The following is a 23,587-nucleotide window of genomic DNA, read 5'->3' as shown; positions in this document are numbered from 1 at the left end:
CGCCGTAACGCACACGGCAGGGGCCGGTCGGCCGATCCCGCGCCCGTCGTCCGCCCGACGTCGGGGGTGGGCCGAACTCCCCTGCCCGCACCGCGGTGTATGCCGGAAAACCATTCGACGCCGCCGGGCCCGTCGGACATGATCGGACCCATGTTCCGGTACGCCTACCTCGCAGCGCCGTCCGCAGTCGCGGACGCGCCGAAGGCTGCCGTGAGCCCCTTCATCGCAGCGGCAACTGTCGCAGCGGCAGCGTTCACCGCTGCCGCCGCGCCCATCGGCGGCGCCCGAAGCTGACCCTCCCCCGACAGTCCGGCGGACCCCGCAAGGGGAGGGTCGGCCGGGCCCTGGGGTCTTATCTCTCAGCTTCGAACACCAAGGAATGAGCCATGCCCAAGACGGCATACGTGCGCACCAAGCCGCACCTCAACATCGGCACCATGGGCCACGTCGACCACGGCAAGACCACCCTGACCGCTGCCATCACCAAGGTCCTCAGCGACCGGGGGACCGGCACGTTCGTCCCGTTCGACCGGATCGACCGGGCGCCGGAGGAGACGCAGCGCGGCATCACCATCAACATCGCGCACGTCGAGTACGAGACCGACACCCGCCACTACGCGCACGTCGACATGCCGGGGCACGCCGACTACATCAAGAACATGGTCACCGGCGCCGCCCAGCTCGACGGGGCGATTCTGGTCGTCTCCGCGCTCGACGGGATCATGCCGCAGACCGCCGAGCACGTGCTGCTCGCGCGTCAGGTGGGTGTGGACCACATCGTGGTCGCCCTCAACAAGGCGGACGCCGTCGACGACGGCGAGGACACAGTGCTGACCGACCTGGTCGAGCTGGAGGTCCGTGAGCTGCTCTCCGCGCACGGCTACGGCGGGGACTCCGTTCCCGTCGTACGGGTGTCGGGGCTGAAGGCCCTGGAGGGCGACCCGCGCTGGACCGCGGCCGTCGAGGCGCTGCTGGACGCGGTCGACACGTACGTGCCGATGCCGGTCAGGTACACCGACGCGCCGTTCCTGCTGTCGGTGGAGAACGTCCTGACCATCACCGGCCGGGGCACTGTCGTCACCGGAGCCGTGGAGCGCGGCACGGTCCGTACCGGCGACCGGGTCTCGGTGCTCGGACCGGACCCGGACATCGAGACGGTCGTCACCGGGCTGGAGACCTTCGGGAAGCCGATGGAGTCCGCCGAGGCCGGCGACAACGTGGCGCTGCTGCTGCGCGGGGTGGAGCGCGACCGGGTGCGACGCGGCCATGTGGTCGCGGCGCCGGGCAGTGTGACGCCCAGCCGGCGCTTCACCGCGCAGGTGTACGTCCTGTCGGCGAAGGAGGGTGGCCGGACCACCCCGGTCACCACCGGGTACCGGCCGCAGTTCTACATCCGCACCGCGGACGTCGTCGGCGACGTGGACCTCGGTGCGGTGGCGGTGGCGCGCCCCGGTGACACGGTCGACCTGACCGTCGAACTGGGACGTGACGTCCCGCTGGAGAGCGGACTCGGCTTCGCTATCCGCGAGGGCGGCCGCACGGTCGGCGCCGGGACCGTCACCGGGCTGCTCTGAACCACCAAGGGCCCGTTTCCCGTACCCCGCGGGAGGCGGGCCCGTGCCGTGGGCGAGACTGACGGCATGACAGACACAGCATTGGTGCTCGGTGCCGGTGGAGTCACCGGCAGTGCGTGGGAGACGGGGATCCTGCACGGGCTCGCGAAGGCGGGCGTGGACCTCTTTGCGGCGGATGTGATCATCGGCAGCTCGGCGGGAGCGGTGGTCGGCGCGCAGCTGGCCTCCGGACTGCTCGGCCTCCCCGAACTCTACGAACTCCAGCTCGCCGATCCGCAGGACATGACGGGTGGCAGGCTCGGCCCGCTCATGCTGCTGCGGTACGCGGGGGCCGTACTCTCCGCGCGGACCCCCGAGGCGTACGGCCGGAAGCTGGGCAGGATCGCGCAGGACGCCCGGCCCGGCATCACCGAGGAGCAACGGCGCGAGGCGATCGCGAGCCGTCTCCTGTCGCCGGAGTGGCCGGGGCGTCCTTTGCTCGTCACCGCCGTCGATGCCACGACCGGTGAACTCCACACGTTCGACAGGGACGGTGGGGTATCCCTCGTCGACGCCGTCACCGCGAGCTGCGCGGTCCCCGGCGTCTGGCCCGTCACCCGTATCCAGGGGCGGACCTGGATCGACGGCGGGGTGCACTCCACGGCCAACGCCCAGCTCGCCGCCGGATACGGACGCGTCGTCGTCATCGCGCCCTCGGCGTCCGGCAACAAGGCCATCGCCTCACCGCGCTCGCAGGCGGCCGCACTCACCGCGGACGGTGCCCGGGTCGAGGTCATCACGCCGGACGCGGCCGCGAAGAAGGCATTCGGCCGCAACCCCCTCGACCCGAGCTGCCGGGCGGCGGCGGCCCGCGCCGGGCTCGAACAGTCGGCCGCACACTCCGAAGCCGTCGCCACGGTCCTGAGCAGCTGATCCGGCACCCCACAATGGGGGAGTGAACGACTCGATACCCGTCATCCGGGACGTGGACCAGGGCACCGCCAGACTCCTCCCCGACGTGGACCGGCACCGGGCCTGGCTGCTCACGGTCGACGGCGCGCCCCAGTCCTACGTCGACCTCGACGCGCCGGAGCACCTCGAGTTCGAGTACGCCCGACGGCTCGCCCATGTCGTCGACTGCGCGGCCGGGCCGGGCGCACCGCTGGACGTACTCCACCTCGGCGGCGGTGCGCTCACCCTGCCCCGTTACACCGCCGCGACCAGACCCGGCTCCCGCCAGGACGTCGCCGAGGCCGATCTCGGGCTGCTCGAACTGGTCGCCGAGCAGCTTCCGCTTCCCGGCCACAGCGGGATCACCGTGCACGGCACGGACGCCCGGGGCCTGCTGGAGCGGACCGCGCCCGCCTCCCTCGACATCCTGATCGCGGATGTCTTCGGCGGCTCTCGGGTACCCGCCCACCTCACCTCCGTCGAGTACGCACGGGCTGCCCGCCGTACGCTGCGGAACAGCGGAATCTACGCGGCGAACCTCGCGGACGGCGCACCTTTCGGCTTCCTCCGCTCCCAACTCGCCACCTTCGCAGCGGTCTTCGAGGAGCTCGCGCTCATCGCCGAACCCGCGGTGCTGCGCGGCCGGCGCTTCGGCAACGTCATCCTGGTCGCCTCGCCGAGCCCCATCGACACCGCTGCGCTGACCCGTCGCTGCGCCGGCGACGCCTTCCCCGCCCGGGTCGAGTACGGTGCCGCGCTGGACCGGCTGGTCGGTGGCGCCCGGCCGGTCGGCGACGATGAGGCGGTCGCCTCACCCGAGCCGCCCGACGGAGCCTTCAGCATCGGCTGAGACCGGCGCCCGGTCCTTCCCCGCCGCTACCTCGGTGATCTCGGGTGCCCGGGTCAGCCGGCGTACCTCCGGAACGAACAGCACGGCCCCGGTGACCAGAATGATCAGCGCCGCGCACCCCCACAGGGCTTCGCTCCGCCCGACCAGCGACTCCACCGGACCGGCGAGCGCGGTGGCGACCGGCATCATCGCCACCGAGCCGAACCAGTCGTACGCCGAGACGCGCGAGAGCTTCTCCTCCGGGATCTCCTGGTGCATGGCCGTCATCCACGAGACCCCGAACACCTCGATGGCGACGCCGCTGCGAACATCACCGCGCAGAGCGCGCCCACCGGCAACGGCACCGCGAGGCCCGCCGACGGCAGCGCCAGCGGGAAGACGCAGAGCGTTCCGGCCAGCAGCAGCCGCCTGGGCTTCCAGCGCGTCATCAGCAGCGCCCCGCCCAAGGTGCCGGCCCCGAACGCGGCGAGCGCGAAGCCCCAGGGGCGGGCGCCACCGAGCTCGTCCCGGGCGACCAGCGGTCCGTACACGGACTCGGCCGCACCCACAGCGGCGACCACCACCGAGAACTGGGCCACGATGCTCCACAGCCAGGGGCGGCCGATGAACTCCTGCCAGCCGTCCCGCATGTCGGCGAGCAGGCCGCCGCCCGGCGTGCGCGGGGGAATGTGACCGACGTCCAGGAACGCGCGCAGCGCACCCGCCACCGCGAAGGCCGCGGCGTCGACGGCCAGCACCCAGCCGGGATCCATCGCCGCGATCATGGCGCCGCCGAGTGCCGCGCCGCCGATCGTCGCGCCCTGCGTGGCCATCCGGAACAGCGCGAAGGCACGGCTCGCCTGATCACGGCTGACGCTGGACATCAGCATGCCCTCGGCCGCCGGGTTGAAGAACGCCTGCCCGGTACCGCACAACGCGGTGAGCAGCATCATCTGCCACAGCTTCGGCTCACCGGCCAGGACCAGCCAGGCGAACGCGGCCTGCGAGAGGCAGTTGAGGGTGTTGGCCGCGACCATCACCCGGTGGCGCGGCAGCCGGTCCGCGATCGCCCCGCCGATCAGCAGGAAGAGCACCAGGGGCGCGGTCCTGGCGGCGGCCACCAGACCGACGTCGCCGCCGTCACCGCCCGCTTTCAGAACGGCGAACGCCGCCGCGATCAGCGCGCCATGGGTACCCAGGCCCGTGATGATCGCGGCGGCGGTCAGCAGACGGTAGTTGCGGCCGGGGTGCGGCGGACGGCGTGCGGTGGCGGTGACAGTCACCAGGGGACTATCGCTGCCGCGCCCCCGCCGTGCCAACTGCTTTCCCGGGGGAGGGAACGGGGTCAGGGGGCGGGGGTGACGTCCACCAGCCGCACGGTGCTCAGGATCTTCTCGATCGTCGTGTCGGGGAGTTCGTCCTTGACGGAGTCGGCTCCGTACAGGACCCAGGACGCGAACTCACCCTTCTTGTTCTTGAAGGTGAAGGCGATGGCCTTGCCGTCGCTGTCGCACTTCTTCCGCTTCGTGACGTTCGGGGCGGTGGCGGTGACGACCTGGCCGGTGAGACCCGACTTGGTGGTGTACTGCTTGGCCTCGGTGAACTTGATGGTGCTCTGCGGCATGTGCTGCGCGTAGGCGGCCCACGCCCAGGTGCCGGCCTCGCTGCGGGCGTTCTTGGCGGCGTCGGTGGCGCCCTGGGCGCCCCTGGTGCCGGCGCTCGCAAGGCTCATGTCCTCGTCGACGCCGTCCTTGTCGGTGTCGTCCACGCACCACTGCTTCTGGTAGAACGACGGCGCGGAGAAGCCGATGAGGGGCGAGCCGTCACCCTTCTTCTCGTCCTCGAAGTACGAGAACACGCCGGGCTTCCCCACCTCCCAGTCGCCGGGCACGTCGAACTGCGTGCCCCACTTGGGGTTGGTGACGACCTTCCACCCGGGGATGAGGGGCTTGGGGTCCCCGTCCTCGCCGCGCGGATTCGCCTCGCCGGAGGCGGAGGCGGAACCGGACGGCTTGGCGGGCGCCGAGGACTGCTTGTCGTCGGCGACGTCCTTGCCCTTGTCGTCCTTGTTCATCACGACGACACCGGTCACCACGGCGGCCACGACCACGGCGGTGGCCGCGACGATCGCGATGGCGGTGGTCTTCTTCTTGTTGTTGTCGCCGGGCTGCGGAGCACCGGGCGGACCGGGCACCGCGTACTGCGGCACGGTCGGCTGCTGGTACGGGTTCGGCTGCGCGTAGCCGGGCTGCTGGCCCTGCTGCGGATATCCCGGCTGCTGCCCCGGCTGTCCCGGCTGCTGCCCCGGCTGTCCCTGCTGCTGATATCCCGGCTGCTGATAGGGATTCGGCTGCTGGTACCCCGGCTGCTGGTACGGGTTCTGATTCTGGTCCTGCGGGTTTTGCTCGCCCCCGGGCGGCTGCTGTCCTGGCCACATGGCGAGTAACGATAGAGGGGCGGTGGCCGGTCTGCTACGCCCGCCCCCGTGTGCGGACGGTGAAGGAAGCGACGGGGAGGTCCACCGGAGGCTCCCGGGGATGGCCAAAAAGATCTACTCGTTAGTAACATCGGGTCATGAGTGCTGAACAGATGACCGTCGGCGAGATGCTCGTCGCAACGGTTCCGATGGCCCGGACCCTCAACCTCGAATTCCTGGAGACGACCGCCGAGCGCGCGGTGGTCCGCCTGCCGGACCAGGCGGATTACCACAACCACATCGGCGGACCGCACGCCGGAGCGATGTTCACGCTGGCGGAATCGGCGAGCGGGGCGATCGTCATCGCCGCCTTCGGCGACCAGATGTCGCGCGCCGTGCCGCTCGCCGTGAAGGCGGAGATCGGCTACAAGAAGCTGGCCAAGGGAGTCGTCACCGCGACGGCGACCCTCGGCCGCCCGGTGACCGACGTCATCGCCGAACTCGACGAGGGCAAGCGGCCGGAGTTCCCCGTGGCCATCGAGATCCGGCGCGCGGACGGCGCGGTGACGGGTGAGATGACGGTCGTCTGGACGCTGCGCCCCAACGCCTGATTCCGGCCGGCTTCAGGAAGAGCCGCCACGCGCCCCGGGGGAGGGTGTGTGGCGGCTTTTCGAGCTGTCCGGGCAACTGACGGGACAGGTAGGCTTCCCGCCGTGCGCCGAGGAGTTGCCCGGCGGGCAACAGGCATCAGTTACGGGAGGAACCGGCGTTGCACATCCAGGATTGGCTGGAGACCATCCCCGCGGTCAGCGTCTACGCCCTGGTGGCCGCGGTCATCGGGCTGGAGAGCCTGGGCATCCCGCTGCCGGGCGAGATCGTCCTGATCAGTGCGGCGCTCCTGGCCGCCGGGCACGACGGAATCGACCCGTGGATGGTCGGAGCCTGCGCCTCGGCCGGTGCGATCATCGGTGACTCGATCGGATACGCCATCGGCCGCAGGGGCGGGCGCCCGTTGCTGGCCAAGCTGGGCGGGAAGTTCCCCAAGCACTTCGGCGAGAGCCAGATCGCGATGGCGGAGCGGTCGTTCGAGAAGTGGGGCATGTGGGCGGTGTTCTTCGGCCGCTTCGTGGCGCTGCTGAGGATCTTCGCCGGTCCGCTGGCGGGCGTACTGCACATGCCGTACTGGAAGTTCCTGATCGCCAATGTGCTCGGTGGCATCGTCTGGGCGGGCGGCACGACGGCCGTCATCTACTCGGTGGGAGTCGTCGCCGAGGCCTGGCTCAAGCGGTTCTCCTACCTCGGCCTCGGGGTCGCGGTGCTGGTCGGCATCGCCTCGACGCTGATCGTGAAGAACCGGGCCAAGAAGGCGGCTGCGTCGGCCGCCCCGGCGCCCGAGTCCGCGACGGCCGTGGCCACTGACTGACCGTGCGGGGACGCCGCGGACCGGGCGGTGCGATCCCCGCACCGCCCGTCGCGTACCGCCCGCCGGGCTCAGTCCTCGTGGGCCTGGCGGTGCGCCTTGGCCAGCTCCACGTAGCCGACCGCGTTGAACCTGATGCCCTCGAGTTCCTCCTCGGCCAGCGGCCGCTTCACCTTGGCGGGGACCCCGGCGACCAGCGAACCCGGTGGCACCCGCATTCCCTGCGGGACCAGGGCCTGTGCCGCGATCAGCGAACCCGCGCCGATGTGCGCGCCGTTGAGCACGGTGGCGCCCATGCCGACCAGGACATCGTCCTCGATGGTGCAGCCGTGGAGCACGGCGTTGTGCCCGACCGAGACGCGCTCGCCGACCGTGACCGGGAAACCGGGGTCGCCGTGGACGCTGCAGTTGTCCTGGATGTTGCTGTCGGCACCGATGGCGATCGGTCCGCAGTCGGCGCGCAGTACGGCGTGATACCAGACGCTGGAGCCCGCGGCCATCGTGACCTCACCGATGACGACCGACGTCGGTGCCGTGAAGGCATCCACGTCGATGTCCGGCTCCTCGCCGCCCATTCCCGTGATCAACGCCTCTTGTGCCATCGCCCGTTCCTCCGTGCTCAGGTGTCGCGTGGCCGAGGCTGTCCGTCCCGGCAGCCGGCCACGGCTGTTCGATCGCGCCTGGAGGAACGGTAGGCGACGGCCGGGCGAGAGCGACCGAGTGGGGTGAACATCACAGGTCGACGCGGTGATCGACTCGGGCACCGCCGACTACCGTGAGCGAGTGCCGAAGAACAGGAACACGTTCTCTTCCCTTGCCGCCTGGCGGCGACGCGCCTTGTCCCGGGCCGTCCACCGCGGCTGGCGATGGGTGCAGGAGACGGGCGCGGTCACCGCGGACCGGCCGGGTGCGCTGCGCTTCCGCCGGATCGGCGAGGGCACTCGGCTGGCCTTCCCGCAGGGCACTGTCTTCGGCGAGCCGTGGATCGAGCTCGGCTCGCACTGCGTGATCGGCGAACAGGTCACCCTGACGGCCGGGCTCATGCCCGACCTCGATCTCGGTCCCGACCCGATCCTGACCCTGGGCGACGGGGTGGTGCTCGGCCGGGGCAGTCATGTGGTCGCCGACACCACGGTGACCATCGGCCCGGACACGTACTGCGGGCCGTACGTCTACATCACGTCGACGAACCACAGCTACGACGATCCGCACGAGCCGGTCGGCCGGCAGTGGCCCCGCATGGAGCCGGTCGCCATAGGGCCGGGCTGCTGGATCGGCACCGGAGCGGTGATCCTCCCGGGGGCCACGCTCGGGCGCAATGTGGTGGTCGCCGCGGGTGCGGTGGTACGGGGCGAGGTGCCCGACCACGCGGTGGTGGCCGGCGCCCCCGCCCGTGTCGTACGCAGCTGGGATCCCGAGAAGGGCTGGCAGCCGCCACTGCGCACCCCCGCGCCGGTGCCGATCCCGACAGGCGTCACGCCCGAGCAGCTGCTGGCCCTGGCGGAACCAGGCGAAACCTCCGACTGACGGGCCTCATCCGGTCGCGAGCAGCACCGTGCCCACCAGGGCGAGGCCGGCCCCGGCGGCCTGCACCCCGCGCAGCCGCTCCTTCAGCACACCCCGCGCCGCCAGGGCGGTGACCACCGGATAGAGCGAGGCGAGCACGGCGGCCACCGTGACCGGCCCGTGCTGCGCGGCGACCGAGTATGTGCCGTTGGCCGCGACGTCCGACAGCCCGATGAGCGCCAGGGCCGGCAGTGCGGCGAGCACCGCGGCGGCCCCGCCCTCCTCGGGCAGCGCCCGTGCGCCCCGGCGCACCGACGCGTACAGCGCCGCACCGCCCACCGCGACATTGGTGAGGCGCTGGACGAAGAGCGCCAGGAACAGCCCGGTCACCGTCGAGGACGCCTCCGCGATCAGCGACATCACCGCCCCGAAACCGAACGCGGCCAGCAGGGTCAGCAGCACCGCCCGGCGCTGCACCGGAGCCCCGCGCAGCTGCGGGCCGCCCGCCAGCGCGACGCCCACCACCGCGATGCCGACCCCCGCGAACTGAGGCAGCCCCGGCCGCTCCCCGACCAGGAGCCCGACACTCACCGGCACGGCGACACCCAGCGATCCGAGCGGGGAGACGACCCCCATCGGGCCGAGCGCCAGGGCCTGGTAAAAGCTCAGCATCGCGACCGGCCCGACGACACCCGCCGCGACGGCGAACCACAGCTGCGGGCCCGCCTCGCTCCAGCCGCCGGTCGCGACCACGACGACGCCCAGCACCATGGCCGCGACGGCCTGGGAGACGACGACCACGGTGAGCGCGGGGACGCGCCGGGTGAGCAGCCCGCCGCCGAAGTCGGCCAGCCCCCAGAGCAGGCTGGTGGCCAGCGCGAACAGCGCTGTCATTGCAGGCCTCGCAGTACAGTGCGGTGAACGGTGGAGTGCACCACACCGTAGTGCAGTATTTTCGACCCTGTCATCCAAAATATTGGACGGAATGTGTCTGACCTCGATCAGCTCACTCAGTCGCTCGCGCGCAATCTCAAGCGCTGGAGGGGGGAACGCGGCTTCACCCTGGACGCTCTGGCCGCCCGTGCCGGGGTCAGCCGAGGCATGATCATCCAGATCGAACAGGCCCGCACCAACCCGAGCGTCGGCACCACGGTCAAGCTCGCCGACGCGCTGGGGGTCAGCATCACCACCCTGCTCGACTACGAGCAGGGCTCACCGGTCCGCCTGGTGCCCGAGAGCCAGGCGGTACGCATGTGGTCCAGCGACGCGGGCAGTTCCACCACCCTGCTCGTCGGTACGGAAGCCAGGGGGCCGCTCGAACTCTGGTCCTGGCGGCTGATGCCCGGCGACAGCAGCGCCTCCGACCCGCACCCCGAGGGCACCGTCGAACTGCTCCACGTCACCGCGGGCGAACTCACGCTGGTCGTCGCCGGCACCTCGTACGCCGTACCGGCCGGCGCCTCCGCCTCGTTCGAGGCGCACCACCCGCACTCCTACCGCAACGACGGCTCCGAGCCGGCCGAAGTGACCATGGCCGTCTCCATTCCGCCCGTACGGTGAGACGGCCGACCGAAGGCCCGGGATCGTTGTTAGCGTGGCGCACATGCGCGCTCCCATCGGCTCCTTCGAGAACGCCGGTCCGGCGGCCGACCGGCTCGATCTGCTCCCCGCCCCCGTCGCCGCGGCCGTGACCGCGGGCTGGGGAGGGTTCCCCGCCGAGCAGATCATCCATGTCGACTCGGACCCGGCCATCGCCGACACGGCAGTCTTCGTCGAGCACCACGGCGCGGAACTGCTCGACCGGTCGGCCAATTGCGTGGTGGTGGCTGGCAAGCGCGGTGGTGAGGCGACACTCGCGGCCTGCCTCGTCCTGTCCAGCACCCGTGTCGATGTGAACGGCGTGGTCCGCAAGCAACTGGGCGCCCGCAAGGTGTCCTTCGCCCCGATGGACACGGCGGTCGGCGAGACCGGCATGGAGTACGGCGGCATCACACCCATCGGCCTGCCCGCCGCGTGGCCGCTGCTGATCGATCCCGCGGTCGTCGACGAGGAGTGGGTGCTGATCGGCAGCGGCAGCCGCCGGGGCAAGCTGATCGTCCCGGGCAAGGCACTGGCGGCGCTGCCGGGCGCGCTGATCGTCGAGGGACTCGGCATCAGGAGCTGAAGCCCCTTCTGGGGGGCCGCGCCCTCAGCCGGACGAGTGGCAGAGGGCCCGTGCCGCCGCACCGGCACGGTGGGCCGGCAGCCAGCCGGCGGCGAAGTCGACGGCGTCGACGATGCGGTAGAGCCGGCTCGCCGACGACCCCACCCGGCCCGTGCGGATCTGCGCACCCGTGCCCGCGCGGGCGAAGTCCGCGCCCAGTTCCGCGAAGTCGCTGTCGTCCAGCACGATGTCCTCGTACTCCCACCACTGGCGACTGCCCCCGGCGGTCACCACGCAGCGGTAGTTCCGGCGGGGCGGGGCGGGCACCCGGTACTCGCCGAGGTGGAACGCGGAGCAGGTGTCGAAACCGGTGCCCAGCATGAGCACCTGGGCCCGCAGATCGTAGAGCCGGGCCAGTGGCGAATCCTCACCGAGGTGACAGTCGGGGCTGTGATCCGCCATCAGCTTCCGGGCCAGTGGGCCGAGCGCGGCGAAGGACGTCTGCGGGTGGCCGCTGCGCACCGCCCCTTCGCCGAGCCGTACGGCCTCCGACAGCCTGCCCATCGACGGTGCGGTTGACGTCGCCCGATCGAAGGGCGGCATGCTCGCCCGCACGGCCTCCCGTGCCCGGTCGTCGAGCCCGCGCACCCGGTCGAGGTAGTGCGAAGAGGTGTCGGAGTTCTCCGGCGTGAAAGTGGGGACGACGAGCGTGCCCTGCCCGAGGGCGTCTCGCAACGCACCCACCATCGCACCGACCCCACCACTCACCGGGCCCACCGCGCGCATCGACGCGTGCACCAGCAGCACGCCCTCGCGCTCCACCCCCAACTCGGCGAGCTGTCCGGCCAGCATGTTTCGGCTGGGGGTGCGGGACGGTGCGGTGGTAGTGGTCACAGCGGGCCATTCTCTCAGCCGGACGCCGGGCGCGAAACATGCATGCGAGGGGCACGTGCGCGCGAGGAACGCAGTTGCGGTTCAGCGGCCCAGAGCTGGGATCTCGATGGCGGGGCAACGGTCCATGACCATGTCGAGCCCTGCCGCACGCGTGCGGGCGTACGCCTCCGGGTCGACCACGCCGAGCTGGAACCAGACGGCCCTCGCGCCCGCCGCGACCGCCTGGTCGGCCACCGGGCCCGCCAGCTCACTGTTGACGAAGACGTCCACCACATCGACCGGGAACGGGATGTCGGCCAGCGAGGCGTAGCCGTCCTCGCCGTGCACCCGCTCGGCCTTCGGATGCACCGGGACCACCCGCTTGCCGAAGCGCTGGAGCACCTCGGCGACGCGGTAGGCCGCACGCGACCGGTTGCCGGACAGGCCCACCACGGCCCAGGTGTCGCCGCCGTTCACGAGAATCCTGCGGATCGTCTCTTCGTCTGCGTACATGATCCGCACAACGGACGGCCGCCCCGGACCATTCCCGTACGGGGCATAGGGTGGCCGTATGCAGGAGCAGTACCGGACAGTCGCCCGAGCGGGCGTGCACGAGACCGAGATCAACCGGTCGCGCTTCATCTGCGCACTCGCGCCCGCCGCCACCGAGCAGGAGGCGCAGGACTTCGTCGCACGCATCCGCAAGGAACACCCGACCGCGACCCACAACTGCTTCGCCTATGTGATCGGCGCCGACGCCTCCGTGCAGAAGGCGAGCGACGACGGGGAGCCCGGAGGCACCGCGGGTGTACCGATGCTCCAGATGCTGACACGCCGTGAGATGCGCTACGTCGTCGCCGTCGTCACCCGCTACTACGGCGGTGTCAAGCTCGGCGCCGGGGGACTGATCAGGGCCTACGGGGGAGTGGTCGGCGAAGCCCTCGACGAGCTCGGCACCATCACCCGCCGGCGGTTCCGCCTCGCTACGATCACGATCGGCCACCAACGGGCGGGCAAGCTGGAGAACGATCTCCGTGCCACCGGCCGCACCGTGCGCGAGGTCAGATACGCGGAGGCCGTCATCATCGAGATCGGGCTGCCGGACGCCGACGTCGAGTCCTTCCGCGGCTGGCTGGCCGACGTGACGGCGGGCGAGGCCGGGCTGGAGCTCGGCGGCGAGGCGTACGGGGACGACTGACCGGATCCCGCGCCCTCACAGGACATTCCCCGCCCGGACCCGGCTTGCGGGGCGACGGCCCGGACGGGGCCGGCGGTGATGCGAGACTGGGGTGGGCGGGACGAGAGGGACTCAGCGGCCCCGGGGGCGGAGGAAGAGAACGATGCAGGTCGGAGCCGGCTCTTGAGAATTCTGCACACGTCCGACTGGCACCTGGGGCGCTCGTTCCACCGGGTCTCCCTGCTCGAAGCCCAGGCCGCCTACCTGGACCACCTGGTGGCGACGGTGCGCGAGCACGAGGTGGACGTGGTCCTCGTCGCAGGTGATGTGTACGACAGGGCCGTACCGCCACTGGCGGCCGTCGAGCTCTTCGACGACGCGTTGCACCGGCTCGCCGCCGTCGGCGTGCCCACCATGATGATCTCCGGCAACCACGACTCGGCACGCAGGCTGGGCGTGGGCGCGGGACTGATCGGACGGGCCGGGATCCACCTGCGGACCGACCCGGCAGGCTGCGCCACCCCCGTCGTCCTGCCGGACGCGCACGGCGACGTGGCGTTCTACGGACTGCCCTACCTGGAACCGGCCTTGGTGAAGGACGTCCTCAAGGCGGAGCGCGCCGGGCACGAATCGGTGCTGACCGCGGCCATGGAACGGGTACGCGCAGATCTGGCCAAGCGCACGGACGGCACCCGCTCCGTCGTCCTCGCCCACGCCTTCGTCGCGGGTGGAGAGCCCAGCGACAGCGAGCGCGACATCACCGTCGGCGGGGTGGCCGCCGTGCCCGCCGGAGTCTTCGACGGCGTCGACTACGTGGCGCTCGGCCATCTGCACGGCTGCCAGACCGTCACCGAACGCGTCCGCTACTCGGGCTCACCGCTCGCGTACTCCTTCTCCGAGGCCACCCACCGCAAGACCATGTGGCTGACCGACCTCGGAGCCTCGGGCACGATCACCGCCGAACGCCTCGACTGCCCGGTGCCCCGCCCCCTCGCCCGGCTCCGCGGCCGCCTCGACGACCTCATCGACGAACCCGCGCTGGAGAAGCACCGGGAGTCCTGGGTCGAGGCCACCCTCACCGACCCGGCGCGCCCGGCCGAGCCGATGGCCCGGCTCGTCGAGCGGTTCCCGCACACCCTCAGCCTCGTGTTCGAACCCGACCGGGCCCCCGAGGACCCGCTCGCCTCGTACGCCCAGCGCCTCAAGGGGCGCGACGACCAGCAGATCGCCGAGGACTTCGTGGCACACGTGCGGGGCGGCTCCGCGGCCGACGAACAGGAACGAACGGTGCTGCGCGGCGCCTTCGACCACGTCCGGGTGGACGACGGCGTGCGCGAGGTGAACCGTTGAGACTCCACCGGCTCGACCTCACCGCCTTCGGCCCGTTCGGCACCACCCAGTCCATCGACTTCGACGCCCTCTCGTCGGCCGGTCTCTTCCTGCTGCACGGGCCGACCGGCGCCGGGAAGACCTCCGTGCTCGACGCGGTCTGCTACGCCCTCTACGGCGCGGTGCCAGGCGCCCGCCAGACCCCCGGCACCTCCCTGCGCAGCGACCACGCCCCGGCGGATCTCGCCACCGAGGTCGCACTGGAACTGAGCGTCGGCGGCCGCCGCCTGGAGATCACCCGGAGCCCCGCACAGCCCCGCCCCAAGAAGAAGGGCAGCGGCTTCACCACGGAGAAGGCCCAGAGCCGGCTGCGGGAATACGGCCCCGACGACGGCTGGCGGCCGCTCAGCCGCTCGCACCAGGAGATCGGCGAGGAGATCACCCAGCTCATCGGGATGAGCCGCGAGCAGTTCTGCCAAGTGGTGCTCCTGCCGCAAGGCGACTTCGCGCGCTTCCTGCGCGCCGATGCCGAGGCACGCGGCAAACTCCTCGGCAGGCTCTTCGACACCCGCCGGTTCGCCGCCGTCGAGGACCGCCTCGCCGAACTGCGCCGCACCGCAGAGACCAGTGTCAGAGCCGGGGACGAACGTGTCCTCGCGGTCGCCCAGCGGCTCGCCCAGGCCGCCGGACCCGCCGGACGCGAAGCGCCGCTGCCTGACATCCAGCCCGGCGAACCCGGGCTCGCCGAAGGCGTACTGGAATGGGCGGCGGCGGCCCGCAGCAGCGCCCGCGAACGGCTCGACATCGCCGCCTGCGCCCTGGCCGCGGCCGAGGACCGGCAGTCGGCCGCCCGACAGGCCCTCGACGGCGAACGCGAACTCGCCGCACTGCAGCAACGGTACGAGGAGACCCGGCGCCGCGCCGCCGTGCTGGAAGACCGCCGCGCCGACCGCGACCGCCACCACGAACGACTCGCACGGGCCCGCAAGGCGGACCTCGTCGCACCGGCACTGGATCTGCGCGACGACGCCGAGCGCGCCTACCGGATGGCCTGCCAGGCCCGCGACCGCGCCCGCGCGGTACTGCCCGGCACCCTGGCCGACGCCGGGGCCGAACAGCTCGCGGAGCTGGAGCGACGGCTCCGGCAGGAGCTCGGCGGGCTCGAAGCCGCGAAGCGGGCCGAGCTGCGCAGCGCGCAGATCGCCACCGAGCGGGCCGGGCTGGAGCGCCAGGCCAGGGCCGACGACGAGCTGATCCGCGACGCGGAGGCCTGGCTGGCCGGCTGGGAGTCCACCCGCGACGGACTGCGCGCCCGCATCGAGGCGGCCCAGGAGGCCGCCACCCGCGCCGAACAGCTGGCCGGCCGACTGGAGCCCGCCCGCGCCCGGCTGGACGCGGCCCGTCGGCGCGACGCACTCGCCGCCCGGGTGTCCGCCGCCGCCGAGCGGCTGGCCACCGCCCGCGAGCATGCCGCCGGAGCCCACGAAACGTGGCTGGAGCTGCGCGAACGCCGGCTGCGGGACATCGCGGCGGAGCTGGCGGCAGGGCTGGTGGACGGCGAGGACTGCAAGGTCTGCGGCTCGGCCGACCATCCCAACCCGGCCCGCGCGGCCGACGGGCATGTCGACCGGGCCACCGAGGAGCGGGCGCTCGACGCCTACCGCCGGGCCGACGAGGCACGTACGCACGCGGACCGGGAGCTCGGCGTCGTACGGGAGCAGCACGCCGCCGCCCGCGTGGCCGCACTGCCGTCGGTGCCCCAGCAGAGGGACGGGGCGGATGCCGCCGACCAGGCCGCGTCGGCACGCGTGACCGGGAGCGCCGCCGTCCGTTCGGCCGGGCCGTCACCGACCGCCGGGACCGGTCCGGTCGCCGTAGGCCCGGCCGGCACCGCGCTTGACGCCGAGCCCACCGTGGCCGGACTCGGCGCGCTTGTCGACCGGTTGACCGGCATGCACGCCGAGGCGTACCGCACCGCGGCGGGCATGCACGCCGCGCGCGAGGCCCTCGCGGCCGCCGAGCGGGAGCAGGCCGAACGCCTCGACGCCCGGCAGCTCGCCGAACGCCGGGCCGCGGCCCGTACCTCCCTGCGCGAAGGGCTCGACCGCGAACACGCGGCACTGGAAGCCGAGTTGGCGGCCGCACGCGGCGATCTGGGCAGCGTGGCCGAGCACGCCGCGCTGCTGGAACGCCGCGTCGCGCTGCTCGCCGCGGCAGCCGAGGCGGTACGCGCGGAGGAGGCCGCCGCGCAGCACCGCAAGGAGGCCGACGACCGGCTCGCGGACGCCGCGTTCCGGGCCGGTTTCGACACCCCGCAGGCCGCGGCCGAGACCCTCCTCCCCGATGCCGAGCAGCGTGAACTCCAACGGCGCGTCGACGCCTGGCAGTCCGAGGCGGCGGCGGTGGCCGACCGGCTGGCCGAGAGGGAGACCCGGGCCGCCGCCGAGCACCCGCCGGCCGCGGTGGACGTGGCGCAGGCCGCGTACGACACGGCCGAACGGCTGCTGCGGGACGCCTCGGCCGCACTGGCGGCCGCGCGCGAGCGCTGCGCCGAACTCGGCCGGCTCTCCCGCCGCACCGCGGACGAGGTGCGCGGACTGGGCCCGCTGCGCGAGAAGTACGACCGGGTGGCCCGGCTGGCCGGACTGACCGCGGGCACCTCCGCGGACAACGAACGCAAGATGCGGCTGGAGTCGTACGTGCTCGCCGCCCGGCTCGAACAGGTCGCAGCCGCCGCCACCGCACGGCTCCAGCGCATGTCCTCCGGCCGCTACACACTCGTCCACTCCGATGCCCGCACCGGAGGCCGCAGATCGGGTCTGGGACTGCATGTCGTCGACGCCTGGACCGGACGCGAACGCGACACGGCGACGCTCTCGGGCGGTGAGACGTTCTTCGCCTCGCTCGCCCTGGCGCTCGGCCTCGCCGATGTGGTCACCGACGAGGCGGGCGGAGTTCGGCTGGACACGCTCTTCATCGACGAGGGCTTCGGCAGCCTGGACGACCAGACCCTCGACGAGGTGCTCGACGTACTCGACTCGCTGCGCGAGCGGGATCGCAGCGTGGGCATCGTCAGCCATGTCGCCGATCTGCGCCGCCGCATCCCGGCCCAGCTCGAAGTGGTGAAGGAACGGCACGGATCGGCGGTCCGGCACCGCAGCTCCGGCGAGGTCAGTGGCTGATGGCGCGGCGGGGGAGCGGGGAGGAGTAGACGACGCTCGTGGTCACCGAACCGAGCGCGCCGATCCTGCCCGCGACCTCCTCCAGATGACTCATCGAGCGGGCGGTGACCTTCAGCACGAAGCAGTCGTCACCGGTGACATGGTGGGCCTCCACGATCTCCGGAGTCGTGTCGAGCAGATCGTGGAAGGGCTTGTAGTGGCCGTTGGGGTAGCGCAGCCGTACGAGGGCGAGAATCGGCAGTCCGAGCCGCTCCGGGTCGACCACGGCGGCGTAACCGCTGATCACCCCGGCCTCCTCAAGTCTGCGCACCCGCTCGGTCACCGCGCTCGGGGACATCGCCACCGCGCGCGCCAGCTCGGCGAACGACGCGCGCCCTTCGCGTTGCAGGACGTCCAGGATGCGCCAGTCGGTGGCGTCCGGGGAATAGTCGGTCATGGGCAGGAGACAACATGGAAATCCCCGGCAGGGCAAGCATTGTGCCGGGGATCTCATCTTCCGGGAGCGGATCACCGGCCGTAGATTTCTGGACATGACCTCGCAGCCCACCGCCACCGCGGCTCACCCCGTCCTGCGCGTCCCGCCCGCCTCCCCGGCGGCAGCCGCCGCCTACTTCAGCGCCTCGCTCGCCTTCCACGCGGATGTCTCCGATGTCGCCGCCGCGCTCGCGGCCGACGGCGATCCGGGCTTCGTGCTCCTGGACTCGCGCTCCACCGGATCCTGGAACCAAGGGCACATCCCCGGCGCGGTGCACCTGCCGGCCGCGCTCATCGCCGAGCAGGCCCACCAACTGCTCGACCCGGCGGTCCCCGTGGTCACGTACTGCTGGGGCCCCGGCTGCAATGGAGCGACGCGTGCCGCGCTGGCCCTCGCAGAACTCGGCTACCGGGTCAAGGAGATGCTCGGCGGCTTCGAGTACTGGGTGCGTGAGGGCTTCGAGTCCGAGACCTGGGAGGGGCGGGAGCGGCGGGACGCGGACCCGCTCACCGCCCCGGTCGACTCCGAGGACTGCGGCTGCTGACCGTCGCGGGCGACTGAGCGCCCCGGCCCGTCCGGAATGTCCGGCCTTCCGGCCTTTCCGGCCTGTCCGGGCCGCGGAGGTGCTCGACGGCCGGGCCCATGGGGTGCACCGGGCCAGGCCGCCGGGCCACCGCGTCAGAGCTTGGAGAGCTCGTCGACGAGATCGTCGAGACCGAGCGGCCCCTGCGACAGGGCAGCCATGTGCCAGGCCTTGGCGTCGAACGCGTCACCGTGGGTCCTGCGGGCGTTCTCCCGGCCCAGCAGCCAGGCGCGCTCGCCCAGCTTGTAACCGATGGCCTGTCCCGGCATCGAGAGATAGCGGGTCAGCTCGCTCTCCACGAAGTCGGCCGGACGGCCGCTGTGGTTGCCGAAGAACTCCTGGGCCAGGTCGGGCGTCCACCGCTCGCCGGGGTGGAACGGGGAGTCCGCCGGGATCTCCATCTCCGCGTGCATGCCGATGTCCACGATCACCCGGCAGGCGCGCATCATCTGCGCGTCGAGATAGCCGAGGCGGCGCTCCGCGTCGGGCAGGAAGCCCAACTCGTCCATGAGGCGCTCCGCGTACAGGGCCCAGCCCTCGCAGTTGGCGCTGACCCCGCCGATCGACGCCTGGTAGCGGGAGAGGCTGTCGGCGACATGCGTCCACTGGGCGATCTGGAGGTGGTGGCCGGGCACACCCTCGTGGTACCAGGTGGACACCAGGTCGTACACCGGGAAGCGGGTCTCGCCCATCGTGGGCAGCCAGGTGCGGCCCGGACGTGAGAAGTCCTCGGAGGGCCCCGTGTAGTACGGGGCGGCGGCGCCGCCGGGCGGGGCGATGCGGGACTCCACCTTCCGTACGCGTTCGGCGAGTTCGAAATGCGTTCCGTCGAGCGCCTCGATCGCCTCGTCCATCAGGGCCTGCAGCCAGGCCTGGACCTCGTCGACCCCCTCGATGTGCTTGCCGTGCTCATCGAGATGGGCCAGCGCCTCCCAGGGGCCGGCACCGGGCAGCACCTTCTCGGCCTCGGTCTTCATCTCGGCGAGCAGCCGGTGGTACTCGGACCAGCCGTACGCGTACGCCTCGTCCAGGTCCAGGTCGGTGCCGTTGAAGTAACGCGACCAGCGCGCGTACCGCTCGCGGCCCACCGTGTCCGGCGCGCCCTCGACCGCGGGGGCGTACACATCGCGCATCCAGTCGCGCAGCGCCACGACCGACTTGGTGGCCTGCCGGGCACCGTCGTCCAGATCGGCACGGAGCGAGGCGGGTCCGGGGGCCACGAAGTCCTGGAAGAAGCCCGAACCGCCCTCACCCGCCCACTCGTCGAGCTGGCCGATGAAGGTGGCGGTGGCGCGCGGGCCGCCGTGGAGCTTGCGCTCCAGACCGAGCGCCAGCGACTCGCGATAGCCCTCGAACGCGGCGGGCACCGCGCGCAGCCGGTCCACGACCGCCGCCCAGTCCTCGTCGGTCTCGGTCGGCGTCACGGTGAACACCTCGCGGACGCTGTGCGCCGGGGAGTGGAGATTGGAGACCGAGCGCAGCCCCTCTTCGGCTTCGTGGACGGCGAGTTCCGCCATGAGGCGCTCGCGCAGCAGCCGCCCGCAGCGGCGCTCGGAGTCGCTGTCCGCGCCGGGCAGCTGTTCGGCGGCATCGAGCTTGGCCAGGGTGGTGCGGGCCAGCTCGGCAACAGCCTCCTGACCCGCGGGGGAGAAGTCGGGAAGGCGGCGCGAGCTCTCCGCGACACCGAGGTAGGTGCCGGCGATCGGGTCGAGTTCGATGAATGCGTCGACGTAGGCGTCGGCGACCTGACGGGGCAGCGCGCTGCTGGAAGTGTCTGACATGCGGACATCCTCGTACGCCGGAGGCCTCCGCGTCATCATCATTCGGTCTCAGGGCCCCTGCTCCGCCGATTCTGCGGGCGGCAGCAGCGGCCCGCACTCCCACTGCTGGAATATCAGCCGGGTCTCGACCCGGGCCACTTCGCGGCGCGAGGTGAATTCGTCCAGCACCAGACGTTGCAGATCGGCCGTGTCCGTGACCGCGACATGGACCAGATAGTCGTCCGGGCCGGTCAGGTGGAAGAGCGCACGGGACTCCGGCAACGTCCTGATGCGTTCGACGAACGGCCCGATGAGCTCTCTGCGGTGCGGCCGCACCTGTACGGAGAGCAGCGCCTCCAGGCCCCGGCCGAGCCGAGCCGGGTCCAGACGCAGCTGGTGGCCGAGGATCACGCCGGAGCGGCGCAGCCTGGTCACCCGGTCCAGGCAGGTCGAGGGCGCGACCCCGACCTCGGCGGCCAACTCGCGGTAGGTGGTCCGGGCATCGTTCTGCAGCAGTCGCAGAATGTGCAGGTCCACCGGGTCAAGAGCGACAGAATCGGCCATCTGCCGAACGTAGCACGGGGGATCACCAACCAGTCCCGGGCATTGTTCAGAGTGGTGGCATGGACACCGAATACTCGATGGCGCCCCCGACGACAACCCGGTCCAGGGCGCTCGCCACCGATGCCGTGCACGCCGGCCGCGACGACCTCGCGGCCCTCGGACTGCACGCCCCGCCGATCGACCTGTCCACCACCTACCCCTCCTACGACTCCAGGGGCGAGGCGGAGCGGATCGACACGTTCGCCGCCACCGGTGCGAGGCTCGAAGGACCGCCGGTCTACGCACGGCTGGACAACCCGACGACCGCCCGGTTCGAGACAGCGCTCGCCCGGCTCGAAGGGACCGGGAGCGCGGTCTCGTTCGCCAGCGGAATGGCGGCACTCACCGCCGTGCTGCTGGTCCGCGCGAGCATGGGACTGCGCCATGTGGTCGCCGTCCGGCCGCTTTACGGCTGCAGCGATCACCTGCTCGGCGCCGGGCTGCTGGGCACGGAGGTGACCTGGACCGACCCGGCGGGCATCGCCGACGCGATCCGCCCGGACACCGGTCTTGTGATGGTGGAGACCCCCGCCAATCCGACGCTCAAAGAGGTCGACATCCGCGCGATCGCGCACTCCTGCGGCTCGGTGCCGCTGCTCGTCGACAACACCTTCGCCACCCCGGTTCTGCAACGGCCCGTCGAGCACGGTGCCCGGATCGTGCTGCACAGCGCCACCAAGTACCTGGGCGGGCACGGCGATGTGATGGGCGGGGTCGTCGCCTGCGACGAGGAGTTCGCGGCCCGGCTGCGGCAGGTGCGTTTCGCAACCGGTGGGGTGCTGCATCCGATGGCCGGATATCTGCTGCTGCGCGGCCTGGCCACGCTCCCGGTACGCGTGCGGGCGGCGTCCGCGAGCGCCGCTGAACTGTCCCGCAGGCTGACCGCCGATCCGCGCGTCGCCAGGGTCCACTACCCGAAGCTGGGCGGTGCGATGGTCTCGTTCGAGGTGTACGGGGATCCGCACCGGGTGATCTCGGCCGTGCAGCTCATCACGCCCGCGGTGAGCCTGGGCAGCGTGGACACCCTGATCCAGCATCCGGCCTCCATCAGCCATCGCATCGTGGATGAGGGGGACCGGCAGGCCGCCGGCGTCGGGGACCGGCTGCTGCGCATGTCGGTCGGCCTGGAGGACGTCGAGGACCTGTGGGCCGATCTGTGCCAGGCGCTGAGCTCGCAGGACGCCGGACGTGAGCCCTCCGCTTCCGGGTCCTCTGCGGTCGGGGTCTCCGTGCCCGGGTCTTCTGTGGTCGGTTCGTGAGCGGCCGGGGCCTCTGTGCCCGGGTCTCCTTCGGTGGTCGGGTCCTGAGCTGCCGCGGAGTCAGCGACCGGCCTGCTCGTACGGGGGCAGTGAGCGGACCGGCGTCGCGTCCAGCCGGGCGGTGATGACCAGGGTGCCCTCCTCGATCTGGTAGTCCAGCGGCAGCGACAGCGCGCGCATGGCCGCGACCATGCCGGTGTTGGACGACTGGGTGACGGCGTAGACGCTGTCGCAGCCCGCCTCGACGGCGAGCGCCACCAGGCGGCTCAGGAGCTCGGAGCCGATGCCGCGGCGCTGCCAGTCGTCCTCGACGAGGAGGGCCACTTCGGTCTCGTCGCCGTCCCAGAGGAGGTGGCCGAGCGCCACCAGGCGGCCCGAGGCCGTCTGTACGGCCAGGGTGCGGCCGAAGCGGGGGCTGAGCAGGTGGTCCAGGTAGCGGTCCGCGTCGTGGACCGGACCGTGGTAGCGCAGTCGCAGCGTTCGCTCGGAGCAGCGGTCGTGCATCGCACGCGCTGCCGAGAGGTCACTGCGGTCCGCGCGGCGCACGGTGATCTCGTTGCCCTCGGGCAGGGTGAGCACATGCTCGCTGCGCGGAAGGCGGGGGCCGAGCCGGGCATCGAGCTCGACCAGGGCGCGGGCGCGGGCGAACTCGGTCGGCGTGAAAGGAAGGTAGGGCCGTTCGATGGTGATGGCACCCCCGGACGGGTCGCGCAGCCGCATCACCGTCTCCTCCAGCACTCCTTCGACGGGGGTGGTCTCACCGGTCGCCCGGCCGGTGAGCGAGACGGCGGGCAGCGAGTGGATGGTGCAGCGGCCGAGCAGCTGCCGCAGCGCGAGGGGGAGCTCGGCCGCGTCCAGCGCGGTGCGGGTGGCGAGGCCCAGCACGCGCGTCGGGGCGTCGACCAGATCGTGTGTGTCGGCCCGCTCGATCCAGGTCGAACTGCCCCCGGCGGCGGAGATCGCCCGGCTCAGCTTCTGAGCCTGGAGCGGGGCGGGTGCCCGCAGCAGGAACTCGTCGACCGTGCCCCGGGCCAGCGGGTGCGTCTGCAGGGTGAGGATGTCGACCCGGTGCCGGGCGAGGGCACCGCACAGCGCTGCCAGGCTGCCGGGGGTGTCCCGCACCGTGGTCCGCATCCGCCACAGCGCCGTGTCCTCGGGGGACGGCGCCGGTCCCGTGCCGGTGGGCGTGTCCACCGGCACGGTCGTGGCGACACCGGTGCCGTGGCCCGGGAGCGTGCTGCCGTCGTCCCCCTCGGCGGGGAGGCCGGTACCGGTCGGCGGCGGGGCGTGGCTGTGGCGCCGGGCCCACCAGGTGTGGAACGCGGCCGTCACGGCCAGAGCCACGGCCGAGGCGATCAGCAGGTACGGTCCGTCGGGCTGGTGTCCGATCAGGTTCGCGATGGCGTCGGCCACCGCGACCGCGGTGAACAGGGCGGCGAGCTCGGTCACGTCCCGTCGCCAGTGGTGGGAGCGGCGGACGGTCTTCGCGGATGTCCCATCAGTCATGGCTTCACTCTGGCCGAGTGTT

Annotated in this window: 23 protein-coding genes and 1 pseudogene; 14 read left to right on the top strand and 10 right to left on the bottom strand. The window is 72.1% G+C overall.

The annotated features are described in order from the left end of the window. Positions 1-150: 150 nt before the first annotated feature. The 4 genes from ACIRJP_RS32965 to ACIRJP_RS32950 all read left to right on the top strand — a co-directional run bounded on the left by ACIRJP_RS32965 (position 151) and on the right by ACIRJP_RS32950 (position 3,354). Positions 151-294 (top strand): hypothetical protein, encoded by a 144-nt coding sequence (locus ACIRJP_RS32965; RefSeq protein ID WP_404182176.1) that lies wholly within the window; start codon positions 151-153, stop codon positions 292-294. Positions 295-386: 92 nt separating this feature from the next. Next, entirely contained in the window at positions 387-1,574 is a 1,188-nt protein-coding gene (gene tuf, locus ACIRJP_RS32960) for an elongation factor Tu (protein WP_376320057.1), read from the top strand. A gap of 66 nt (positions 1,575-1,640) precedes the next feature. Next, the gene (locus ACIRJP_RS32955) at positions 1,641-2,486 is read left to right on the top strand and encodes a patatin-like phospholipase family protein (RefSeq protein ID WP_404182172.1); all 846 of its coding nucleotides are present in this window, start codon (positions 1,641-1,643) and stop codon (positions 2,484-2,486) included. A 22-nt stretch (positions 2,487-2,508) separates the two neighbouring features. After that, positions 2,509-3,354 carry a spermidine synthase gene (locus tag ACIRJP_RS32950; RefSeq protein WP_404182169.1) on the top strand — a complete coding sequence of 282 codons (846 nt, stop codon included), beginning with the start codon at positions 2,509-2,511 and terminating at the stop codon, positions 3,352-3,354. On the opposite strand, the pseudogene ACIRJP_RS32945 reads toward ACIRJP_RS32950, so the two are convergent. Then, a pseudogene (locus tag ACIRJP_RS32945) lies at positions 3,316-4,619 on the bottom strand (MFS transporter). The gene ACIRJP_RS32950 and the pseudogene ACIRJP_RS32945 overlap by 39 nt on opposite strands. A gap of 59 nt (positions 4,620-4,678) precedes the next feature. Continuing rightward, positions 4,679-5,770 (bottom strand): hypothetical protein, encoded by a 1,092-nt coding sequence (locus ACIRJP_RS32940; protein ID WP_404182166.1) that lies wholly within the window; start codon positions 5,768-5,770, stop codon positions 4,679-4,681. Positions 5,771-5,922: 152 nt separating this feature from the next. Here ACIRJP_RS32940 and ACIRJP_RS32935 point away from each other — a divergent pair, with 152 nt between their 5' ends. Together ACIRJP_RS32935 and ACIRJP_RS32930 are read left to right on the top strand one after the other, a co-directional pair. Further along, positions 5,923-6,360: a DUF4442 domain-containing protein gene (locus ACIRJP_RS32935; protein ID WP_404182224.1), complete on the top strand. Its 438-nt coding sequence runs from the start codon at positions 5,923-5,925 to the stop codon at positions 6,358-6,360. 158 nt (positions 6,361-6,518) lie between these two features. Next, the gene (locus tag ACIRJP_RS32930; protein WP_404182163.1) at positions 6,519-7,172 is read left to right on the top strand and encodes a DedA family protein; all 654 of its coding nucleotides are present in this window, start codon (positions 6,519-6,521) and stop codon (positions 7,170-7,172) included. A gap of 68 nt (positions 7,173-7,240) precedes the next feature. On the opposite strand, the gene ACIRJP_RS32925 is transcribed toward ACIRJP_RS32930, so the two are convergent. Further along, the gene (locus tag ACIRJP_RS32925; protein WP_404182160.1) at positions 7,241-7,771 is read right to left on the bottom strand and encodes a gamma carbonic anhydrase family protein; all 531 of its coding nucleotides are present in this window, start codon (positions 7,769-7,771) and stop codon (positions 7,241-7,243) included. Positions 7,772-7,952: 181 nt separating this feature from the next. Between ACIRJP_RS32925 and ACIRJP_RS32920 the strand changes: the two genes are divergently transcribed. After that, positions 7,953-8,696 (top strand): acyltransferase, encoded by a 744-nt coding sequence (locus tag ACIRJP_RS32920; RefSeq protein WP_376318979.1) that lies wholly within the window; start codon positions 7,953-7,955, stop codon positions 8,694-8,696. A 6-nt stretch (positions 8,697-8,702) separates the two neighbouring features. Here ACIRJP_RS32920 and ACIRJP_RS32915 read toward each other — a convergent pair whose 3' ends face one another. Beyond that, the gene (locus ACIRJP_RS32915; RefSeq protein ID WP_404182157.1) at positions 8,703-9,569 is read right to left on the bottom strand and encodes an EamA family transporter; all 867 of its coding nucleotides are present in this window, start codon (positions 9,567-9,569) and stop codon (positions 8,703-8,705) included. A gap of 93 nt (positions 9,570-9,662) precedes the next feature. Between ACIRJP_RS32915 and ACIRJP_RS32910 the strand changes: the two genes are divergently transcribed. Both ACIRJP_RS32910 and ACIRJP_RS32905 read left to right on the top strand, forming a co-directional pair. After that, positions 9,663-10,235 (top strand): helix-turn-helix domain-containing protein, encoded by a 573-nt coding sequence (locus ACIRJP_RS32910; protein WP_404182154.1) that lies wholly within the window; start codon positions 9,663-9,665, stop codon positions 10,233-10,235. 43 nt (positions 10,236-10,278) lie between these two features. Further along, positions 10,279-10,839 (top strand): YbaK/EbsC family protein, encoded by a 561-nt coding sequence (locus ACIRJP_RS32905; protein WP_404182151.1) that lies wholly within the window; start codon positions 10,279-10,281, stop codon positions 10,837-10,839. A gap of 24 nt (positions 10,840-10,863) precedes the next feature. Here the strand turns inward: ACIRJP_RS32905 and ACIRJP_RS32900 are convergent, their stop codons facing one another. Both ACIRJP_RS32900 and ACIRJP_RS32895 read right to left on the bottom strand, forming a co-directional pair. After that, positions 10,864-11,670, bottom strand: a complete 807-nt coding sequence (locus ACIRJP_RS32900) for an aminoglycoside N(3)-acetyltransferase (protein WP_404182221.1) — start codon at positions 11,668-11,670, stop codon at positions 10,864-10,866. A 123-nt stretch (positions 11,671-11,793) separates the two neighbouring features. Then, positions 11,794-12,204, bottom strand: a complete 411-nt coding sequence (locus ACIRJP_RS32895) for a CoA-binding protein (protein ID WP_404182148.1) — start codon at positions 12,202-12,204, stop codon at positions 11,794-11,796. 58 nt (positions 12,205-12,262) lie between these two features. On the opposite strand from ACIRJP_RS32895, the gene ACIRJP_RS32890 reads away from it, so the two are divergent. The 3 genes from ACIRJP_RS32890 to ACIRJP_RS32880 all read left to right on the top strand — a co-directional run bounded on the left by ACIRJP_RS32890 (position 12,263) and on the right by ACIRJP_RS32880 (position 17,379). Next, positions 12,263-12,889 (top strand): YigZ family protein, encoded by a 627-nt coding sequence (locus ACIRJP_RS32890; protein ID WP_266735389.1) that lies wholly within the window; start codon positions 12,263-12,265, stop codon positions 12,887-12,889. 162 nt (positions 12,890-13,051) lie between these two features. Continuing rightward, a complete protein-coding gene (locus ACIRJP_RS32885) occupies positions 13,052-14,218 on the top strand; it encodes an exonuclease SbcCD subunit D (RefSeq protein ID WP_404182144.1) in 1,167 nt (388 codons plus the stop codon). Continuing rightward, complete coding sequence (locus ACIRJP_RS32880) at positions 14,215-17,379, top strand: AAA family ATPase (RefSeq protein WP_404182141.1); 3,165 nt, start codon at positions 14,215-14,217, stop codon at positions 17,377-17,379. The genes ACIRJP_RS32885 and ACIRJP_RS32880 overlap by 4 nt, the downstream gene beginning before the upstream one ends. Here the strand turns inward: ACIRJP_RS32880 and ACIRJP_RS32875 are convergent. Continuing rightward, positions 17,369-17,815, bottom strand: a complete 447-nt coding sequence (locus ACIRJP_RS32875) for an Lrp/AsnC family transcriptional regulator (RefSeq protein WP_404182138.1) — start codon at positions 17,813-17,815, stop codon at positions 17,369-17,371. The genes ACIRJP_RS32880 and ACIRJP_RS32875 overlap by 11 nt on opposite strands. A gap of 94 nt (positions 17,816-17,909) precedes the next feature. Between ACIRJP_RS32875 and ACIRJP_RS32870 the strand changes: the two genes are divergently transcribed. Continuing rightward, the gene (locus ACIRJP_RS32870) at positions 17,910-18,398 is read left to right on the top strand and encodes a rhodanese-like domain-containing protein (protein WP_404182135.1); all 489 of its coding nucleotides are present in this window, start codon (positions 17,910-17,912) and stop codon (positions 18,396-18,398) included. 134 nt (positions 18,399-18,532) lie between these two features. Here the strand turns inward: ACIRJP_RS32870 and ACIRJP_RS32865 are convergent, their stop codons facing one another. Both ACIRJP_RS32865 and ACIRJP_RS32860 read right to left on the bottom strand, forming a co-directional pair. Beyond that, positions 18,533-20,218: a DUF885 domain-containing protein gene (locus tag ACIRJP_RS32865; protein WP_404182132.1), complete on the bottom strand. Its 1,686-nt coding sequence runs from the start codon at positions 20,216-20,218 to the stop codon at positions 18,533-18,535. A gap of 48 nt (positions 20,219-20,266) precedes the next feature. Further along, a complete protein-coding gene (locus ACIRJP_RS32860; RefSeq protein WP_404182129.1) occupies positions 20,267-20,761 on the bottom strand; it encodes an Lrp/AsnC family transcriptional regulator in 495 nt (164 codons plus the stop codon). 59 nt (positions 20,762-20,820) lie between these two features. Between ACIRJP_RS32860 and ACIRJP_RS32855 the strand changes: the two genes are divergently transcribed. Then, positions 20,821-22,059 carry a trans-sulfuration enzyme family protein gene (locus tag ACIRJP_RS32855; RefSeq protein WP_404182126.1) on the top strand — a complete coding sequence of 413 codons (1,239 nt, stop codon included), beginning with the start codon at positions 20,821-20,823 and terminating at the stop codon, positions 22,057-22,059. A 60-nt stretch (positions 22,060-22,119) separates the two neighbouring features. Here the strand turns inward: ACIRJP_RS32855 and ACIRJP_RS32850 are convergent, their stop codons facing one another. Next, positions 22,120-23,565, bottom strand: coding sequence for a GNAT family N-acetyltransferase (locus ACIRJP_RS32850; protein ID WP_404182123.1), 1,446 nt, complete (start codon positions 23,563-23,565; stop codon positions 22,120-22,122). Positions 23,566-23,587 lie beyond the last annotated feature (22 nt).

Origin of the sequence: Streptomyces sp. NPDC102437 (assembly GCF_044765565.1) — a bacterium.
Taxonomy (GTDB): Bacteria; Actinomycetota; Actinomycetes; order Streptomycetales; family Streptomycetaceae; genus Streptomyces.
The sequence above is the reverse complement of the archived record's forward strand: the minus strand, read 5'-3'. Positions and strand labels throughout refer to the sequence as shown.

Excerpts from the sequence above, each read along its gene's own strand:
- ACIRJP_RS32965 (WP_404182176.1), top strand. The coding sequence starts at position 151 with ATGTTCCGGTACGCCTACCTCGCAGCGCCGTCCGCAGTCGCGGACGCG.
- tuf (WP_376320057.1), top strand. The coding sequence starts at position 387 with ATGCCCAAGACGGCATACGTGCGCACCAAGCCGCACCTCAACATCGGC.
- ACIRJP_RS32955 (WP_404182172.1), top strand. The coding sequence starts at position 1,641 with ATGACAGACACAGCATTGGTGCTCGGTGCCGGTGGAGTCACCGGCAGT.
- ACIRJP_RS32940 (WP_404182166.1), bottom strand. The coding sequence starts at position 5,770 with ATGTGGCCAGGACAGCAGCCGCCCGGGGGCGAGCAAAACCCGCAGGAC.
- ACIRJP_RS32935 (WP_404182224.1), top strand. The coding sequence starts at position 5,923 with ATGACCGTCGGCGAGATGCTCGTCGCAACGGTTCCGATGGCCCGGACC.
- ACIRJP_RS32925 (WP_404182160.1), bottom strand. The coding sequence starts at position 7,771 with ATGGCACAAGAGGCGTTGATCACGGGAATGGGCGGCGAGGAGCCGGAC.
- ACIRJP_RS32915 (WP_404182157.1), bottom strand. The coding sequence starts at position 9,569 with ATGACAGCGCTGTTCGCGCTGGCCACCAGCCTGCTCTGGGGGCTGGCC.
- ACIRJP_RS32905 (WP_404182151.1), top strand. The coding sequence starts at position 10,279 with ATGCGCGCTCCCATCGGCTCCTTCGAGAACGCCGGTCCGGCGGCCGAC.
- ACIRJP_RS32900 (WP_404182221.1), bottom strand. The coding sequence starts at position 11,670 with ATGCTGGCCGGACAGCTCGCCGAGTTGGGGGTGGAGCGCGAGGGCGTG.
- ACIRJP_RS32895 (WP_404182148.1), bottom strand. The coding sequence starts at position 12,204 with ATGTACGCAGACGAAGAGACGATCCGCAGGATTCTCGTGAACGGCGGC.
- ACIRJP_RS32890 (WP_266735389.1), top strand. The coding sequence starts at position 12,263 with ATGCAGGAGCAGTACCGGACAGTCGCCCGAGCGGGCGTGCACGAGACC.
- ACIRJP_RS32875 (WP_404182138.1), bottom strand. The coding sequence starts at position 17,815 with ATGACCGACTATTCCCCGGACGCCACCGACTGGCGCATCCTGGACGTC.
- ACIRJP_RS32870 (WP_404182135.1), top strand. The coding sequence starts at position 17,910 with ATGACCTCGCAGCCCACCGCCACCGCGGCTCACCCCGTCCTGCGCGTC.
- ACIRJP_RS32865 (WP_404182132.1), bottom strand. The coding sequence starts at position 20,218 with ATGTCAGACACTTCCAGCAGCGCGCTGCCCCGTCAGGTCGCCGACGCC.
- ACIRJP_RS32860 (WP_404182129.1), bottom strand. The coding sequence starts at position 20,761 with ATGGCCGATTCTGTCGCTCTTGACCCGGTGGACCTGCACATTCTGCGA.
- ACIRJP_RS32855 (WP_404182126.1), top strand. The coding sequence starts at position 20,821 with ATGGACACCGAATACTCGATGGCGCCCCCGACGACAACCCGGTCCAGG.
- ACIRJP_RS32850 (WP_404182123.1), bottom strand. The coding sequence starts at position 23,565 with ATGACTGATGGGACATCCGCGAAGACCGTCCGCCGCTCCCACCACTGG.